The organism is Streptomyces sp. NPDC039736, assembly GCF_055596485.1.
Genome location: NZ_JBVIUQ010000002.1, coordinates 347765 through 361548 on the forward strand (window position 1 = coordinate 347765; position 13784 = coordinate 361548).

General features: G+C 72.8%; 13 protein-coding genes. 5 read left to right on the top strand and 8 right to left on the bottom strand.

Annotated features, from left to right (window positions below):
• Positions 1-45: 45 nt before the first annotated feature.
• Together ACZ56L_RS06495 and ACZ56L_RS06500 are read right to left on the bottom strand one after the other, a co-directional pair.
• Positions 46-672, bottom strand: coding sequence for an FMN reductase (locus tag ACZ56L_RS06495; RefSeq protein ID WP_471062209.1), 627 nt, complete (start codon positions 670-672; stop codon positions 46-48).
• Positions 669-1826: an LLM class flavin-dependent oxidoreductase gene (locus tag ACZ56L_RS06500; protein ID WP_471062813.1), complete on the bottom strand. Its 1158-nt coding sequence runs from the start codon at positions 1824-1826 to the stop codon at positions 669-671. The genes ACZ56L_RS06495 and ACZ56L_RS06500 overlap by 4 nt, the downstream gene beginning before the upstream one ends.
• A gap of 201 nt (positions 1827-2027) precedes the next feature.
• Here ACZ56L_RS06500 and ACZ56L_RS06505 point away from each other — a divergent pair, with 201 nt between their 5' ends.
• On the top strand, positions 2028-2261 hold the full coding sequence (locus ACZ56L_RS06505; RefSeq protein WP_471062211.1) for a hypothetical protein: 234 nt from the start codon (positions 2028-2030) through the stop codon (positions 2259-2261).
• A 15-nt stretch (positions 2262-2276) separates the two neighbouring features.
• On the opposite strand, the gene ACZ56L_RS06510 is transcribed toward ACZ56L_RS06505, so the two are convergent.
• Positions 2277-3869 carry an alpha/beta fold hydrolase gene (locus tag ACZ56L_RS06510; RefSeq protein ID WP_471062213.1) on the bottom strand — a complete coding sequence of 531 codons (1593 nt, stop codon included), beginning with the start codon at positions 3867-3869 and terminating at the stop codon, positions 2277-2279.
• Positions 3870-3984: 115 nt separating this feature from the next.
• The gene (locus ACZ56L_RS06515) at positions 3985-4884 is read right to left on the bottom strand and encodes a winged helix-turn-helix transcriptional regulator (RefSeq protein ID WP_471062215.1); all 900 of its coding nucleotides are present in this window, start codon (positions 4882-4884) and stop codon (positions 3985-3987) included.
• Positions 4885-5054: 170 nt separating this feature from the next.
• Here ACZ56L_RS06515 and ACZ56L_RS06520 point away from each other — a divergent pair, with 170 nt between their 5' ends.
• Positions 5055-6293, top strand: a complete 1239-nt coding sequence (locus tag ACZ56L_RS06520; protein WP_471062217.1) for an MFS transporter — start codon at positions 5055-5057, stop codon at positions 6291-6293.
• A gap of 144 nt (positions 6294-6437) precedes the next feature.
• Positions 6438-7103, top strand: coding sequence for a CatB-related O-acetyltransferase (locus tag ACZ56L_RS06525; RefSeq protein ID WP_471062219.1), 666 nt, complete (start codon positions 6438-6440; stop codon positions 7101-7103).
• A gap of 127 nt (positions 7104-7230) precedes the next feature.
• On the opposite strand, the gene ACZ56L_RS06530 is transcribed toward ACZ56L_RS06525, so the two are convergent.
• The 3 genes from ACZ56L_RS06530 to ACZ56L_RS06540 all read right to left on the bottom strand — a co-directional run bounded on the left by ACZ56L_RS06530 (position 7231) and on the right by ACZ56L_RS06540 (position 9490).
• Positions 7231-8463 (bottom strand): cation:proton antiporter, encoded by a 1233-nt coding sequence (locus ACZ56L_RS06530; RefSeq protein WP_345221136.1) that lies wholly within the window; start codon positions 8461-8463, stop codon positions 7231-7233.
• Between the two features lie 19 nt (positions 8464-8482).
• Positions 8483-8971, bottom strand: coding sequence for a cation:proton antiporter regulatory subunit (locus ACZ56L_RS06535; protein WP_345226346.1), 489 nt, complete (start codon positions 8969-8971; stop codon positions 8483-8485).
• Between the two features lie 96 nt (positions 8972-9067).
• Positions 9068-9490, bottom strand: coding sequence for an ATP-binding protein (locus ACZ56L_RS06540; protein WP_345221138.1), 423 nt, complete (start codon positions 9488-9490; stop codon positions 9068-9070).
• 294 nt (positions 9491-9784) lie between these two features.
• On the opposite strand from ACZ56L_RS06540, the gene ACZ56L_RS06545 reads away from it, so the two are divergent.
• Positions 9785-9922 (top strand): hypothetical protein, encoded by a 138-nt coding sequence (locus tag ACZ56L_RS06545; RefSeq protein ID WP_345221140.1) that lies wholly within the window; start codon positions 9785-9787, stop codon positions 9920-9922.
• Positions 9923-9978: 56 nt separating this feature from the next.
• Here ACZ56L_RS06545 and ACZ56L_RS06550 read toward each other — a convergent pair whose 3' ends face one another.
• Positions 9979-12360, bottom strand: a complete 2382-nt coding sequence (locus ACZ56L_RS06550; RefSeq protein WP_471062222.1) for an ATP-binding protein — start codon at positions 12358-12360, stop codon at positions 9979-9981.
• Positions 12361-12722: 362 nt separating this feature from the next.
• Between ACZ56L_RS06550 and ACZ56L_RS06555 the strand changes: the two genes are divergently transcribed.
• Complete coding sequence (locus ACZ56L_RS06555) at positions 12723-13742, top strand: PRC and DUF2382 domain-containing protein (RefSeq protein ID WP_345221144.1); 1020 nt, start codon at positions 12723-12725, stop codon at positions 13740-13742.
• Positions 13743-13784 lie beyond the last annotated feature (42 nt).

The following is a 13784-nucleotide window of genomic DNA, read 5'->3' on the forward strand; positions in this document are numbered from 1 at the left end:
CTCCCCTTCAGGACGGTTTCTTTCCGGTCAATCTACGTGAAACGGTCAGTCGAGGCGCAGGTCGGAGAGCTGCTGGGCGAAGGGGGTCACTTCCTCGGCCTCCGGGCGGGCGTTCCGCATCCGCATCTGGGCGGCCAGCTCCGCGGCTGCCCGGACGACCCGGCCCGGGAGGTGGGCCGTGAACGCGTCTCCCTCCCCGCCCCAGTCCTCCGAGGCGGCGAAGACCGAGGTCGGGACGGTCAGCGCGTGGAGGTACGAGAACAGGGGCCGGACGGCGTGCTCCAGGGCGAGGGAGTGGCGGGCCGTGCCGCCGGTCGCCGCGATCAGGACCGGGGTGCCGGTCAGGGCGTCCGGGTCGATCAGGTCGAAGAAGGACTTGAACAGCCCGCTGTAGGAGGCGGCGAACACCGGGGTGACGGCGATCAGGCCGTCCGCCGTCGAGACCGCTTCGATCGCCCGGTGCAGGGGTTCGCTGGGGAAGCCCGTGACCAGGTGGTTCGCGATGGCGGTGGCCAGTTCGCGCAGCTCGACGAACTCCACCGCGGCGGTGGGCAGTTCGGTGCGCGCCGCCTCCGCCAGACGGTCCGCCAGGAGACGGGTGGAGGAGGGGACGCTCAGGCCGGCCGAGACGACGACCAGACGGGGCGCGGCCGGGTGCGGGGACGTGGTCATGATGCCGAGACCTCCTCGGTGCCGTGGGCGGAGTCGCTGTGGGAGCCGGTGTTCGTGTCGCTGTCGGAGCCGGTGGTGTCGGCGAGGGCCTGGGCCACGCGGGCCGCGTGGGTCGGGGCGTCCGGGACGCCGGCCGGACGGTTCTTCTCCATCTCCTCGCGGAGGACCGGGACGACCTCCTCGCCGAGGATGTCGAGCTGCTCCAGAACCGTCTTCAGCGGCAGGCCCGCGTGGTCCATGAGGAAGAGCTGACGCTGGTAGTCGCCGAAGCTCTCGCGGAAGGTGAGGGTCTTCTCGATGGCCTCCTGCGGCGAGCCGACCGTCAGCGGGGTCTGGGAGGTGAACTCCTCCAGGGACGGGCCGTGTCCGTAGACCGGGGCGTTGTCGAAGTACGGACGGAAGCGCCGCACGGCCTCCTGCGAGTTCTTGTGCAGGAAGAGCTGGCCGCCGAGGCCCACCACGGCCTGGTCGGGGGTGCCGTGCCCGTAGTGCGCGTAGCGCTCGCGGTAGAGGTTGATCAGCTTCCGGAAGTGGTCCTTCGGCCAGAAGATGTTGTTCGCGAAGAAGCCGTCGCCGTAGTACGCGGCCTGCTCGGCGATCTCCGGGGAGCGGATCGAGCCGTGCCAGACGAACGGCGGGACGCCGTCCAGCGGGCGCGGGGTCGAGGTGAAGGACTGCAGCGGAGTGCGGAACTTCCCCTCCCAGTTCACGACGTCCTTCCGCCACAGCTCGTGGAGGAGCGCGTAGTTCTCCACGGCGAGCGCGATGCCCTGGCGGATGTCCTTGCCGAACCACGGGTAGACCGGGCCGGTGTTGCCGCGCCCCATCATCAGGTCGACGCGCCCGTCGGCCAGGTGCTGGAGCATCGCGTAGTCCTCGGCGATCTTCACCGGGTCGTTGGTGGTGATGAGGGTGGTGGACGTGGAGAGGATGAGGCGCTCGGTGCGCGCGGCGATGTGGCCGAGCATCGTGGTCGGGGAGGACGGGACGAACGGCGGGTTGTGGTGCTCACCGGTCGCGAAGACGTCCAGGCCGACCTCCTCGGCCTTCTGGGCGATGGCGACCATCGCCTTGATCCGCTCGTGCTCGGTCGGCGTCCGGCCCGTCGTCGGGTCGGCCGTGACGTCGCCGACGGTGAAGATTCCGAACTGCATCGCGTTCATCGGGGCACCCGCCTGGTGTGATTCCGTCGCATGACGGTTGAATATTGAACGACCTCAAGAACGGGTGCGGTACGGGATCTATTCCCGCCCCTGTGCGCCCGGGGCCCCGCCCGGTCACGCCCGGCTACCCGAAGGGGTGATGCCTGCACGAAATCGCTCCACGCCGCGCTTGCGGCGGTGCACTCTGCCGGGATGTCCACACGTACGACAGCACGCACCGACGCCCCCGCCCCCGGTGCCTCCGCCCAGGGGGTCCCCTCGCCGCCCCCCATCCCTCCCACCTGCCCCCACTGCCGTCAGGGCCTGCTCTGGAAGGACACCCGGGCCGAGATCCGGGAGAGCGACGAGCACCACTGGCGCTGGTGGTGCGGCAACTGCTCCAAACGCTTCCGGCCCACGGAGGAACACCTGCGCCGCTTCAACTGAACGCCGGGCCGTGACCTAGTCCTCCGGACAGGTGCCGTCCCTCGCCGCCCGGCCGTCGACCAGCGTCCTCTCCACCGCCGTGTTCACGCACGGATCGCCGGACCGGGCCAGGCCGTGGAGCTGTCCGCCGGCCGTGAGCAGCGCGGCGGGCAGCCGCTCCGCCACCTTCCGGGCCGCGGCCAGGGGCGTACGGATGTCCTTCTCGGCGTTGAGGAGCAGCGGCCGCGGGGCCCGGGGCGCGCTGATCGCGCCGAGCGGGGGCCCGCCGCGCGGCCAGACGGCGCAGGGCGCGTAGAACGCCGCGTCATAAGCGGCACTGCCTTCCGCGTCCCGGCTCTTCGCCTCCCGCGCGACCTCCTTCAGGAGCCCCGCGGTGGTCTTCGGCCACCCGAAGTCGGCGCACTTGACGCCGAGTTCGAAGGCGGTCCCGGCCCCCGGGTCCTTCAGGGCGGCGGCGACGTCCTTCGGGAAGCCCTTCTCGGCGTACGTCCGCAGACTCGCGTACGCGTCGCTGTCGCCCGGCGTCGCGTCCGCCGCCCTGTCGAGGGCCCGGCTGAAGCCCGGCCAGTCGGAGGGGACGACCATCACGGCGGCGGCGGCCCCGGCCAGGGCGTCGGGCTCCTTCGCGGCGACGGCGGCCAGGGCCTCGTCCGGTTCGGGTGCGACGGCGCACTCGGCGGGGCCCGAGGTGGTGCACCAGGCCCGGAACCCGGCCGTCCGCGCGCGGAGTTGGGCGGCCCTCTTCTGCTCGGGGGTCATCCCGGCGGTGCCGGAGGCCTCCTCCTCGGTCGCCGAACCCGCCAGGGCCGCCCGGACGCCGGACTGCGCCGGATCGACCGGGCCGTCGAGGACGGCGGCGCGGACGCGGTCGGGATGGGTGCGCAGGTAGGCCTGGGCGGTCATGGTCCCGTAACTGGCCATGAGCAGGCTCAGCTTGTCCTCGCCGAGGGCCAGCCGTACCGATTCCAGGTCGGCCACGGTGGCGTCCGTCCCCAGATGTGCCAGCAGCTCTCCGTACTTCGCACGGCACCGGGTGACGTACGCCTTCGCGTCCCGCTCGACGGCCGCCGGATCGGCCCGCGCCGGATCGGCCCGCGCCGGATCGGCGGATTCCCCCTCGTCCGCCGGCCTGCCGATCGTGCCGCCGGGCTCACCGCAGTCGACGGGCGTGCTCCGGCCGGAGCCGCGCCGGTCGTACCCCACGACGTCGTACCGCGCGCGGATCTGCGGCGGCAGCAGGGCGGCGGCGGTGTAGAGCCCCGGGAGGCCGGGCCCGCCCGGGTCCAGCACGAGCACGCCGACCCGCCGCCGCTTGTCGGTGGCCGGCAGCCGGGAGACGGCCAGGTCGAGGTCCCCGGAGCCGGGCTCGGCGGCGTCGACGGGCACCTTGAGGACGGCGCACTCACGGGTGGGCTGACCGGTGACGGGACAGTCCTGCCACACGGCCCGGGGCGCGGGCACGGGGGGCGGCGCGGTGGCCCGGCCCTCGCTCCCGCCGCCCCCGCCGCAGGCGGCGAGGACCAGGCAGAGCAGCAGCCCGACGACGTACCGGGCCCGCCCGGCAGGCAGGCGGGCCCGGCGCGCACGTCCCTGTCCGCACTCTCCCATGCGGCCCAGCCTGGGCGGCCCCGGGCCCGGCCGCACGCGGTGGACCTCCGTACGGGCGAGGGGCGCTTCGCGCGACGCACACCACCTCGCCCGGGGGACGGGCGTCGGATGCCGCCTACCGGGTCGGACCGGGGTCGGCGGCCAGGTTCCGGGCCGTTTCCAGGGCCTCGCGTACCGCGCCCGGGATGTCCAGGACCGGGAAGCGGGCGTGGCGCACCGTGCGGGTGCGGTCCAGCACCAGGACGGCGCGTTTCAGGCGCAGGGCCTGGCCCGCGCGGAACACCGGCAGGCGCAGCGCCGCTGAGAGGCGGAGGTCGACGTCGGAGAGGAGGGGGAAGGGCAGGCCCTCCTCGACCGCGAACACCCGTTGTTCGTCGGGGCGTTGGGTGCTCACGCCGTGCACCTGGGCTCCCGCCGCTCGGAAGTCGTCGTACTTCTCGCGGAACAGCCGGTTCTCCAGTGTGCAGCCGACCGTGCCGGGGATGGAGGCCCAGCCGTCGGGCAACGGGCTCGGGCGGCCGGTCGCCGGGTAGGTGAACAGGACGGTGGCCGCGGCCCCTTCCGCCACCGGGTCCGACGGGGTGCCGTCCACGTGCCGGGGGAGTCGCAGGTGCGGCAGGCGCTCGCCCACCAGGCTTGCCACCCGGTGCGCCTCGGCGCTCGTCTCGTCGGCCGTGCCGCTCAGCGAGCCGTCGCCGAGCACCCAGCGGTCCGCCCAGTCCTGCATGGAGAGCAGCACGGGCAGCAGTCCGCGTCCGCGCTCCGTCAGCCGGTACTCGTGGCGCACCGGGTTGTGCTGGTACGGAACCTTCTCCAGGACCCCGGCCTCCACCAACTGCGCCAGGCGCTCCGTCAGCACCTTCCGGGAGATCCCCAGCTCTTCCAGGAGCGCGTCGAACCGGTGGTGTCCGCGCGCGGTCTCCCGCACCAGGAGCAGGCTCCACCAGTCGCCGATCACCGCGGCCGCCTGGGCGATCGCGCAGGCGGCATCCCGCTCGGGAACGGTCCTGGCCATGGGTCTCCTGTCGTGCGGAGTGCGAGCGGGGTCTCCGGGTGCGCCGTCGTTCGTCATTGCTCGTCGTCGGAACCATCTTGCGGCACCGAGTGAGTTTCCGATAGAAACTCACTCGCAGGAGTCAGTCTCCAAAGGGGACTCACTCGTCTTCCGTCGGAGAAGGACGTGGCATGAGCGAGACCCTGACGGCCCCCGCCGGCCACTTCTGGCGGTTCTGGTGTGCCTCCACCGTCAGCCACGCGGGCACCGCCGTCACCGGGCTCGCCCTGCCCCTGGTCGCCCTCACCGTCCTGGACGCCTCCGCCCTCCAGGTCACCCTGCTCGCCGCCGCCGGTCAGATCTCCTGGCTGCTGCTTAGCCTCCCGGCCGGGGTGGTCGCCGGGCGCGTGCCGCTGCGCAGGCTGCAAGTCGCCCTGGATCTCGTCCGGTTCGGCGCGCTCGGGTCCTTGCCGGCGGCCTGGTGGTGCGATGCCCTCACGTACCCGCATCTGCTGTTCGCCGCCCTGGTCACCGGTGCCTGCACCGTTCTGTTCGACATAGCGAACTCGACCTTCCTGCCCGCCGTCGTCCCGGCCCACCAGCTCGCCGCCCGCAACAGTCTGATGTCCGGCACGGCCGCCGTCACCGAGACCGGAGGCCCCTCCGCGGGCGGTCTCCTCGTGCAGGCGGCGGGTCCGGTCGGCGCGCTCCTGGTGGATGCCGTCAGCTACGTCGTCTCGGCCGTCCTGCTGCGCGCCCTCCCCGAGCGCCGTCCCGCGCCCCGTACCGGCGACAGCGCGCTGCGGCAGATCCGCGAGGGCTGGCGGTACGTGACGCGGCATCCGGTGATGATGCCCTGCATGCTCTGGGCGACCGCCACCAACTTCGTCTGCGCCGCGCTGCTCGCCCTCACCCCCCTCCATCTGGTCCGCGAGGCCGGTCTGACGCCCGTCCAGCTCGGCCTGGTGCTCGCCATGGACGGTGTCGGCGCGCTCGCCGGATCGTCGGTGGCGGTGCGGATCACCCGGCGGTTCGGCACCGCGCGCGGGGTCGTCGGGGCCACGCTGGCGGGCGGCGTCGCCGCCGCGGCGCTGATTCCGCTGACCACGAGTGCCGCCGACGCGTACTGGTTCGCCCTCGGCAACGCGGGCTTCGCCTTCGGCGTCGTCATCGGCTCGATCACCACCCGCACCTACCGCCAGACCCAGTCCCCGCCCGAGCTGCTGTCCCGGGTCATGGCCACCGTGCGTTTCGTCTCCTGGGGCGCCCAGCCCGTCGGCGCGCTCATGGCGGGTGCGCTCGCCACGTACGCCGGAACCCGTACGGCCCTGGAGGTGGTCTGCGCGGCGGCCGTCCTGCCCCCGCTGTGCCTGCTCGCCGCACGCGCCGGCCGTCTCCGGGACTTCGGTCCCAAGCGCCCCAGCGGGTGAGCCCTGTCAGGTGGGGGCGGGACCGTGACCGACCTGGACGGCGGCCACCGTACCTGGCGGGCGGGGAACCGGCCCGTGTGGGGCCCCGGCGGCGGGCATGAGAGGTTCGGGGTGATCATTCGCAGTCAGCACGAGGGGGACCCCATGAGTGAACCTACCCAGCCCGCCGCCGAGTTGGCGGTCACCGACCCGAGCACCCTGCACCCCATGCCCGGCCAGCCCCGCGTCGTCCTGCTGAAGCCCCTCGTGACGTCCGAGCTGATCGAGGTGGGGGAGTACAGCTACTACGACGACCCGGACGACCCCACGGCCTTCGAGACGCGGAACGTCCTCTACCACTACGGCCCCGACCGTCTCCGGATCGGGAAGTTCTGTGCGATCGCCACCGGTGTGCGGTTCATCATGGGCGGCGCCAACCACCGCATGGACGGCCCGTCCACCTTCCCGTTCTCGACGCTGGGCGGCGCGTGGGGGCCCAACGTCGACCTGCTGATGGACCTGCCGCAGCGCGGCGACACGGTCCTGGGCAACGACGTGTGGCTCGGCTACGGCGTGACCGTCATGCCCGGGGTGCGGATCGGGCACGGGGCGATCGTCGCGGCCGGCTCCGTCGTGACCTCCGACGTGCCGGACTACGGCATCGTCGGCGGCAACCCGGCGAAGCTGATCCGCAAGCGGTTCAGTGACGAGGACGTCAAACGGCTGGTCGGGGTCGCCTGGTGGGACTGGCCCGTCGAGCTGATCACCGAGCACGTCCGCCTGATCATGGCGGGCACCGTGGACGAACTGGCGGCCGTCGCCCCGCGCTGACCTGCCGAGAGGCCGCCCTGCCGGAAGGTTGACCTGCCGAGAGGCCGACCTGCCGGGAGGTTGATGTGCGGGGCAGCCGGGCCCGTACGCCGTGGCGGTACGGGCCCGGCCTTCGCGCGGTACCGCGTTACGACCGGGCGGCGGGCGTGCCGGACTCCGCCGCGATCATGTCCTCCAGCGTCGGCGGCCCGGCGGCCTGCTTCCGGCCCCGGCCGCCCCGCATCCGCGTGACCAGGGGTTCCGTCCAGCGGGCCGCCAGCGGGCCGATGATGACCAGGATCAGGACGTAGGCGGTGGCGATCGGGCCGATACGGGGCTCGGTGGCCACCGCGAGGCCCGCGATGACGATGGAGAACTCGCCCCGGGCGACGAGGGTTCCGCCCGCCCGCAGGCGACCGCGCGCACCGATGCCGGCGCGGCGGGCCGCGTACCAGCCCGTGCCGATCTTCGTCAGGGTCGTGACGACGGCCAGGACCAGCGCCGGAAGCAGGACCGGCGGGATGTCCGCCGGGTCCGTGGAGAGGCCGAAGAAGACGAAGAAGACGGCGGCGAAGAGGTCCCGCAGGGGGGAGAGGAGCTTGTGCGCGCCCTCCGCCACCTCGCCGGACAGTGCGATGCCGACCAGGAAGGCCCCGACCGCCGCCGACACCTGGAGCTGCTGGGCGACGCCCGCCACCAGGACGGTCAGGCCGAGGACGACCAGGAGCAGCATCTCGGGGTTGTCCGAGGACACCGCGCGGCTGATCAGGCGGCCGTGGCGCAGGGCCGCGTACAGGACGAGTCCGACCGTGCCGAGGGAGATCAGCAGGGTGACGCTGCCGCCTGCCAGGCCGACGCCCGCCAGCATGGCGGTGAGCAGCGGCAGGTAGACCGCCATCGCGAGGTCCTCCATCACCAGCACGCCGAGGACGACGGGGGTCTCACGGTTGCCGAGGCGGCCCAGGTCGGTCATGACCTTGGCGATGACGCCCGAGGAGGAGATCCAGGTGACGCCCGCGAGCGCGACCGCGCCGACGGGGCCCCAGCCGAGGACGAGGGCCGCCGCCGCGCCGGGCACCGCGTTGAGGAGGAAGTCGACGATTCCGGAGGGGTACTGGGTCTTGAGGCTGCTGACCAGCTCACTCGCGCTGTATTCGAGGCCGAGGAGCAGCAGCAGGAGGATCACGCCGATCTCGGCGCCGACGGCGGTGAAGTCCTCGCTCGCGTCCAGGGGTATGAGGCCGCCGTGGCCGAAGGCGAGACCGGCTATCAGGTAGAGCGGGATCGGGGAGAGGCCGATGCGTCCGGCGAGGCGGCCGATGATGCCGAGCGCCAGGATGACCGCGCCGAGCTCGATCAGGAGGGCGGTGGTGTGGTGCATGGTGTGCGTCCCGTCCGGCTCAGTCGTCCACGCCGGCCGGCGTGCCCGCGATGATCTCCGCCAGCGCGTCCACGCCCTCGCGGGTGCCGACCGCGACCAGGGTGTCGCCGATGGCCAGGCGGAAGCCCGGTTCCGGGGAGGGGTGGGCGCTGGCCCTGCGCAGGACGGCCACGATGGAGGCGCCGGTACGGGAACGGGCCTTGGTGTCGCCGAGGAGCTTGCCGCCGTACGGGGACTTGGAGGTGACCGGGATGTGCTCGGTGACCAGGTCGATGCCGTCGGTGCGCACGGCGTCGATGGGGGCGGCGTCCAGGAGGTGGGCGAGCGCGGTGGCCTCGTCCTGCGAGAGCGGGACGGCCTGCTGGCAGGCGTCGGGGTCGTCGCGGTCGTAGAAGCCGAGGAAGCGCCGGCCGTCGTGGTGGACGACCACGGAGATGTGCCGGCCGTCCTCGGTGGTGAAGTCGTACTGGGTGCCGATGCCGGGGAGGGTGGAGCGGCGGGTTCCCATGGCGTCCTCCGGGAAGCGGAAACTGATCAACTTTAAGTTTCCATTACCTTACTCCCGCCGGAGTTGTCGGGCTTTGTGCAGTTTTACGCGGTGGTTTCAGGGCAGCGGCAGGTGCACCCGCACCCGCTTTCCCCCGGCCATCCGCTGGATGTCGTACCGCGACACCAGCGCCAGCACCAGTTCCAGGCCGTGCCCACCGATCCGCTCGGGGTCCGGTGCGCCGGGCTGCGGCATGCTGTCCTCGGTGTCCCAGACGGTGATCTGGAGGTCGGGTTCGCCGGTGCGGTCGCTGCCGATCGAGAGGTCGAGGAGACAGGGGCCCGGCGCGTACTTCGCCGCGTTGGTGACCAGCTCGCTGACCACCAGCTTGACCGTGCCCGAGGTCCTCGGGGTGACCGGTACGCCGTGCAGCGCCTCGGCCCGTGCCAGGAAGTCCTCGGCGAAATCGCGGGCCTCCCCGATCGTGCCGGGCGCTCCGTCGTACGTCGCACTGGCACTGAAGGGGATGGTCACCGTCATTGTCGCTTCCCGCGCCGTTAGCACCATCTAGCACCGTCCGTCCATGTCGTACACCTGACGTCCCCCGTGATGTCCGGTGCTCTGCTGACGCACTTTCCCCATCATCGCGTTTTCAGTCCTACGAATCCGGCCGGGGGTGCAAAAAGGACCAAAGTCCTCGAACCGCCTTGGGCGCGGAATGAAGGGCCCAGAATGGTGCCGAACGGGGTCGAACGGCGGCGGGGCGGCGTCGCCCGAATGGGCGGACCCCGGACGGGCCCGCGTTCCCGCGCGGAACGGGGGCACACGCGACGCATGACGTCGCTCAGCACCGCCCTCGCCGCCGCCCCGGGCCCGGAACTGCCCGTGGCCGCCCAGGTCCTCCTCGCGCTGTTCTTCGCGTACGCGGTGCTCAACGCGGCGGCGCGGTACCTGCGTCGCCCGTCGAAGTAGGCGGGGGCCGCCACCCGGCCGCGATCCCGCCCGCTGCCGTCCCGCTCGCCGCCGTCTCACCCACCTGCCGGCCCGTCGAGCGCCGGCCCGTCGCCCGCCAGCGCCGCGATCTGGGTGCGCGAGGAGAAGCCGAGCTTGGCGAGGATGTGCTCGACGTGCGCGTCCGCCGTCCGCTTGGAGATCACCAGCCGCTCCGAGATCTCCCGGTTGGTCAGCCCCGCCGAGACCAGCGTCGCCACCTCCCGCTCGCGCCGGGTCAGGTGCTCCAGGGACGACCTGCCGTCGGCCGCGGTCGCGGCGGACACCGGGCGGGAGGCCCCGGCCAGGGCCAGCTCGACGGCCTGGTCGAGGGTGAGGCGCGCGCCCTGCTCGTAGAGCAGCCGGTACTCCGGTTCGCCGAGCTGCTCGCGTACGACCGTCTCCACCCGGGAGTGGTCGTCCTGGTAGATCGCCACCCCGATCATCGGCGAGCCGATCTTCCGCCACTGCTCGGAACAGGCCCCCAGCAGCCAGGCGGCCAGCCTGTGGCGGCCGGTCTCCGCCGAGCCCCAGGCGAGCAGCTCCAGGGAGTTGGTGGCGGCGAACACGTCCCGCAGCTCCCGGCTGGCCCGCAGCGACTCCCGGGCCAGGCGCACGCTCTCGGAGTGGTCGTTCCGGGTCCAGGCGGCCATGCCCTTGATGCCGAGCACCTGGCTGGTGATCATGCACTCGCCGACCCCGCCGCCCGGGGCCTCCTTGATCCGGCGCAGCGCCTGGTCGGCGTGCGCGTCCGAGTCGTCGGAACGCCGTATCAGGGCGAAGCAGTACGCGTTGGCGTAGTGGAACAGGGTCAGGCCCAGCGGGTCGTCGATGCGCACCAGCCCGGCCAGCGCCTCGGTCAGCGCCTCGCGGCCCTGTGCGGTCTCCCCGAACAGCCAGGCGATCCCGCCGAGGTAGCCGAGCGCCAGCATCCGGTCCAGCTCGCAACGGGCGGCCCGGGCGACCTCCATGGTCTCCGTGAAGCCCGCGTGCGCCACGCCCACGTCGCCCTGCATCACGGCCAGCAGGCTGCCCCACAGCAGCGCCTGGGACCGCTCGCGCGACGGCTCCGGCTCCTGGGTCAGGCCCTTGTCGAGCCAGTAGCGGCCCTCCGCGAAGAGCCCGGCCGTCGACCAGAACGGCCACAGCCGGGCCGCCATCACCAGGGCGGGGCGCACCCCGTCGGGGCGGGCGAGCGAGTAGTCCAGGGCCCTGCGCAGGTCGGCGAGGTCGCGGTGCAACTGCCAGTACAGCGGGACCTGTTCGGCGCTGAGCAGCATCTCGAAGAAGTACGAGGCGCGGCCCAGGTAGTGGTCGCGGTGCCGGCGCCCGCACCGTTCGCGCTCGGCGGCGCCGCACTTGTCCGCCCCGTACTCCCGAATGGTGTCGAGCAGCCGGTAGCGGGCACCCTCGTCGCCGTCGCGCAGCACGACGGACTTGTCGACGAGCCCTATCAGGTGCTCCAGGATCTCCTCGCGGGGCAGCGGGCCGCCGCCGCTCCCCGAGCCGTCGGGGGCGGTCGAGCCGTCGGGGGCGGCTGAGTCGTCGGAGTCGTCGGAGCAGACCTCCTCGACCGCCGTCAGGTCGAAGGAGCCGGCGAATACCGACAGCCGCGACCACAGCAGCTTCTCCTGCGGGGAGCACAGCTCGTGGCTCCAGTCGATGGCGGTACGGAGCGTCTGGTGCCGGGGCAGGCTCGCGCTGCGCCGCCCGCCGGTGAGGACCTGGAAGCGGTGCTCCAGACGTGCGGCGAGCTGCGCCAGGGGCAGGGCCCGCAGCCGTACCGTCGCCAGCTCGATGGCCAGCGGGATGCCGTCCAGCCGGTGGCACAGGGCGAGCACGTCGTCGCGGTTGTCGTCGGTCACCTCGAAGTCCGGCACGACGGCCGCCGCCCGCTGCGCGAACAGCTCGACGGCGTCCACGTCGCCCAGCGGCGGCACCGGCAGCGTGTGCTCGCCGGGGACGTCCAGCGGCTGCCGGCTGGTCGCCAGCACCGTCACGCCCGGCGCCTCGCGCAGCAGCAGGTCCGCCAGCAGCGCGCACGCGTCGAGGAGGTGCTCGCAGGTGTCGAGCACGAGCAGCACCCGGCGCTCCTCCAGGTGCTCGACGACGACGTCCACGACCACCCGCCCGGACTGCTCGGGCAGCCCCAGCGCGCTCGCCACGGCGCCCGGCAGCAGCTCCGGGTCGTGCAGCGCGGACAATTCGACCAGCACGACCCCGTCGTCGTAGTCGCCCTTGAGCGACAGCGCCGTACGCAGTGCGAGACGGCTCTTGCCGACGCCGCCCGGCCCGATCAGCGTGGCAAGACGCGAGCGCCGCAGCAGTTCCCGGACGCGGTCGAGCTCGGAGACCCGCCCCACGAAACCGGTCACTTCCACGGGCAGCGTGCCGGTGCGCCGGGTGTAGCCGAGTGCCATGTCGCCCCCACACGCGGTTCTCGATGTGCCCACCAGTGTGGCCCGTCAGGGCATCACGTGTCAGCGTACGGACCGCACGGTGACAGGTCGTGACGGCCCGGAGCAAGACCGCCTCCAGAACCGGGTTCACTCGAACGGAGTACCTGGGGCGGAACGGGCCCGACAGACCGTGCAGGGCCTGATACAGCCGGTGGGGCGGCTCCCCGGCGGGTCCGGGGGCGCTTTCGGAGGGTGTTCGCGCGATCACTGGGGTAGCGAACGCGGCGGGAGAGGCGCGCACTGGACGTATGCGCAGGGCATCGCACTGGATCGGTGCCGCATCAGTGCCGCACCGACGCTGCGCGGAAGGAGACGAGAAGCCCATGACCGCTCCCAACGGCTACACCCCCGAGGACCTGTCCGGCGCGAACGTGGTCGACGCAGAGGGCAACAAGGTCGGGGCCGTGCAGAAGGTCTACCGCGACGACACCACCGGGGAACCGGAGTGGGTCACGGTACGGACCGGGCTGTTCGGCACCAAGGAGACCTTCGTGCCCCTGGCCGGTTCGACGCGCACGGACAGCGGCCTGCGCGTGCCGCACAGCAAGGACCTCATCAAGGACGCCCCGAGGATCGACGTGGACGGCCACCTGGACCGGTCCGAGGAGGGCGAGCTGTACCGGCACTACGGGCTGTCGGGTCCCGGCGACACCGGCCGCCTCTCCGGCAACGGCGCCGCGGGCCGTACGACGCAGACGACACAGACGACGCAGACGACGTCGACGGGCCGCCACGCGGCAGGCGCCGCGGGTGCGGCGGCCGCCGGTACGGCAGCGACCGGTACGGCGGCCGCGGCCGCCTCCGGTGCCGCCGACCGCGGCAGGACGACGGCCCGTCCGCTGGCCGACACCATGTCGGACGGCACGGGCGGACGCACCCTGGCGGGCGCCGGGGCCCGCTCGGCCGCCGGTGCGGACGGCGTCAAGGGCCAGACCGAGGAGCTCCTGCTCTCCGAGGAGCGCCTGAGCTTCGCGACCGAGGAACGCGAGGCGGGCCGGGCCCAGCTCCGCAAGCGGGTCGTGACGGAGGACGTCACCAAGTCCGTGGCGGTCAGCCACGAGGAGGTGCGGGTCACCCGCGTCCCGATCACGGACGAGGAGCGCCGCGCGGGCCGCACGGCGGCGCAGATCGGCGAGGGCCAGGTCGAGGTCGTCCTGCACGAGGAGCGCGCGGTGATGCGCAAGGAGACGGTGCCGGTCGAGCGGGTGCGGCTGGAGGTCTACAAGGTGACCGAGCAGAAGGAGATGACCGGCCAGGTGCGCAAGGAGGAGGTCGACTTCAACGACGGCGTCCGCGCCAAGTACGCCGACGGCGACCTCGGCGGTCCCACCACCAAGCGCTGACTCCCCTCCGGGGTCTCCCTTTCGTGCTCCCCGCGCCCCCTC

What these genes read in the sequence shown, in the direction of transcription:
- ACZ56L_RS06515 (WP_471062215.1), bottom strand. Translation starts at nt 4,884, where the DNA reads ATGGCCAGGACCGTTCCCGAGCGGGATGCCGCCTGCGCGATCGCCCAG.
- ACZ56L_RS06545 (WP_345221140.1), top strand. Translation starts at nt 9,785, where the DNA reads ATGACGTCGCTCAGCACCGCCCTCGCCGCCGCCCCGGGCCCGGAACTG.
- ACZ56L_RS06530 (WP_345221136.1), bottom strand. Translation starts at nt 8,463, where the DNA reads ATGCACCACACCACCGCCCTCCTGATCGAGCTCGGCGCGGTCATCCTG.
- ACZ56L_RS06550 (WP_471062222.1), bottom strand. Translation starts at nt 12,360, where the DNA reads ATGGCACTCGGCTACACCCGGCGCACCGGCACGCTGCCCGTGGAAGTG.
- ACZ56L_RS06535 (WP_345226346.1), bottom strand. Translation starts at nt 8,971, where the DNA reads ATGGGAACCCGCCGCTCCACCCTCCCCGGCATCGGCACCCAGTACGAC.
- ACZ56L_RS06555 (WP_345221144.1), top strand. Translation starts at nt 12,723, where the DNA reads ATGACCGCTCCCAACGGCTACACCCCCGAGGACCTGTCCGGCGCGAAC.
- ACZ56L_RS06495 (WP_471062209.1), bottom strand. Translation starts at nt 672, where the DNA reads ATGACCACGTCCCCGCACCCGGCCGCGCCCCGTCTGGTCGTCGTCTCG.
- ACZ56L_RS06525 (WP_471062219.1), top strand. Translation starts at nt 6,438, where the DNA reads ATGAGTGAACCTACCCAGCCCGCCGCCGAGTTGGCGGTCACCGACCCG.
- ACZ56L_RS06505 (WP_471062211.1), top strand. Translation starts at nt 2,028, where the DNA reads ATGTCCACACGTACGACAGCACGCACCGACGCCCCCGCCCCCGGTGCC.
- ACZ56L_RS06540 (WP_345221138.1), bottom strand. Translation starts at nt 9,490, where the DNA reads ATGACGGTGACCATCCCCTTCAGTGCCAGTGCGACGTACGACGGAGCG.
- ACZ56L_RS06520 (WP_471062217.1), top strand. Translation starts at nt 5,055, where the DNA reads ATGAGCGAGACCCTGACGGCCCCCGCCGGCCACTTCTGGCGGTTCTGG.
- ACZ56L_RS06510 (WP_471062213.1), bottom strand. Translation starts at nt 3,869, where the DNA reads ATGGGAGAGTGCGGACAGGGACGTGCGCGCCGGGCCCGCCTGCCTGCC.
- ACZ56L_RS06500 (WP_471062813.1), bottom strand. Translation starts at nt 1,826, where the DNA reads ATGCAGTTCGGAATCTTCACCGTCGGCGACGTCACGGCCGACCCGACG.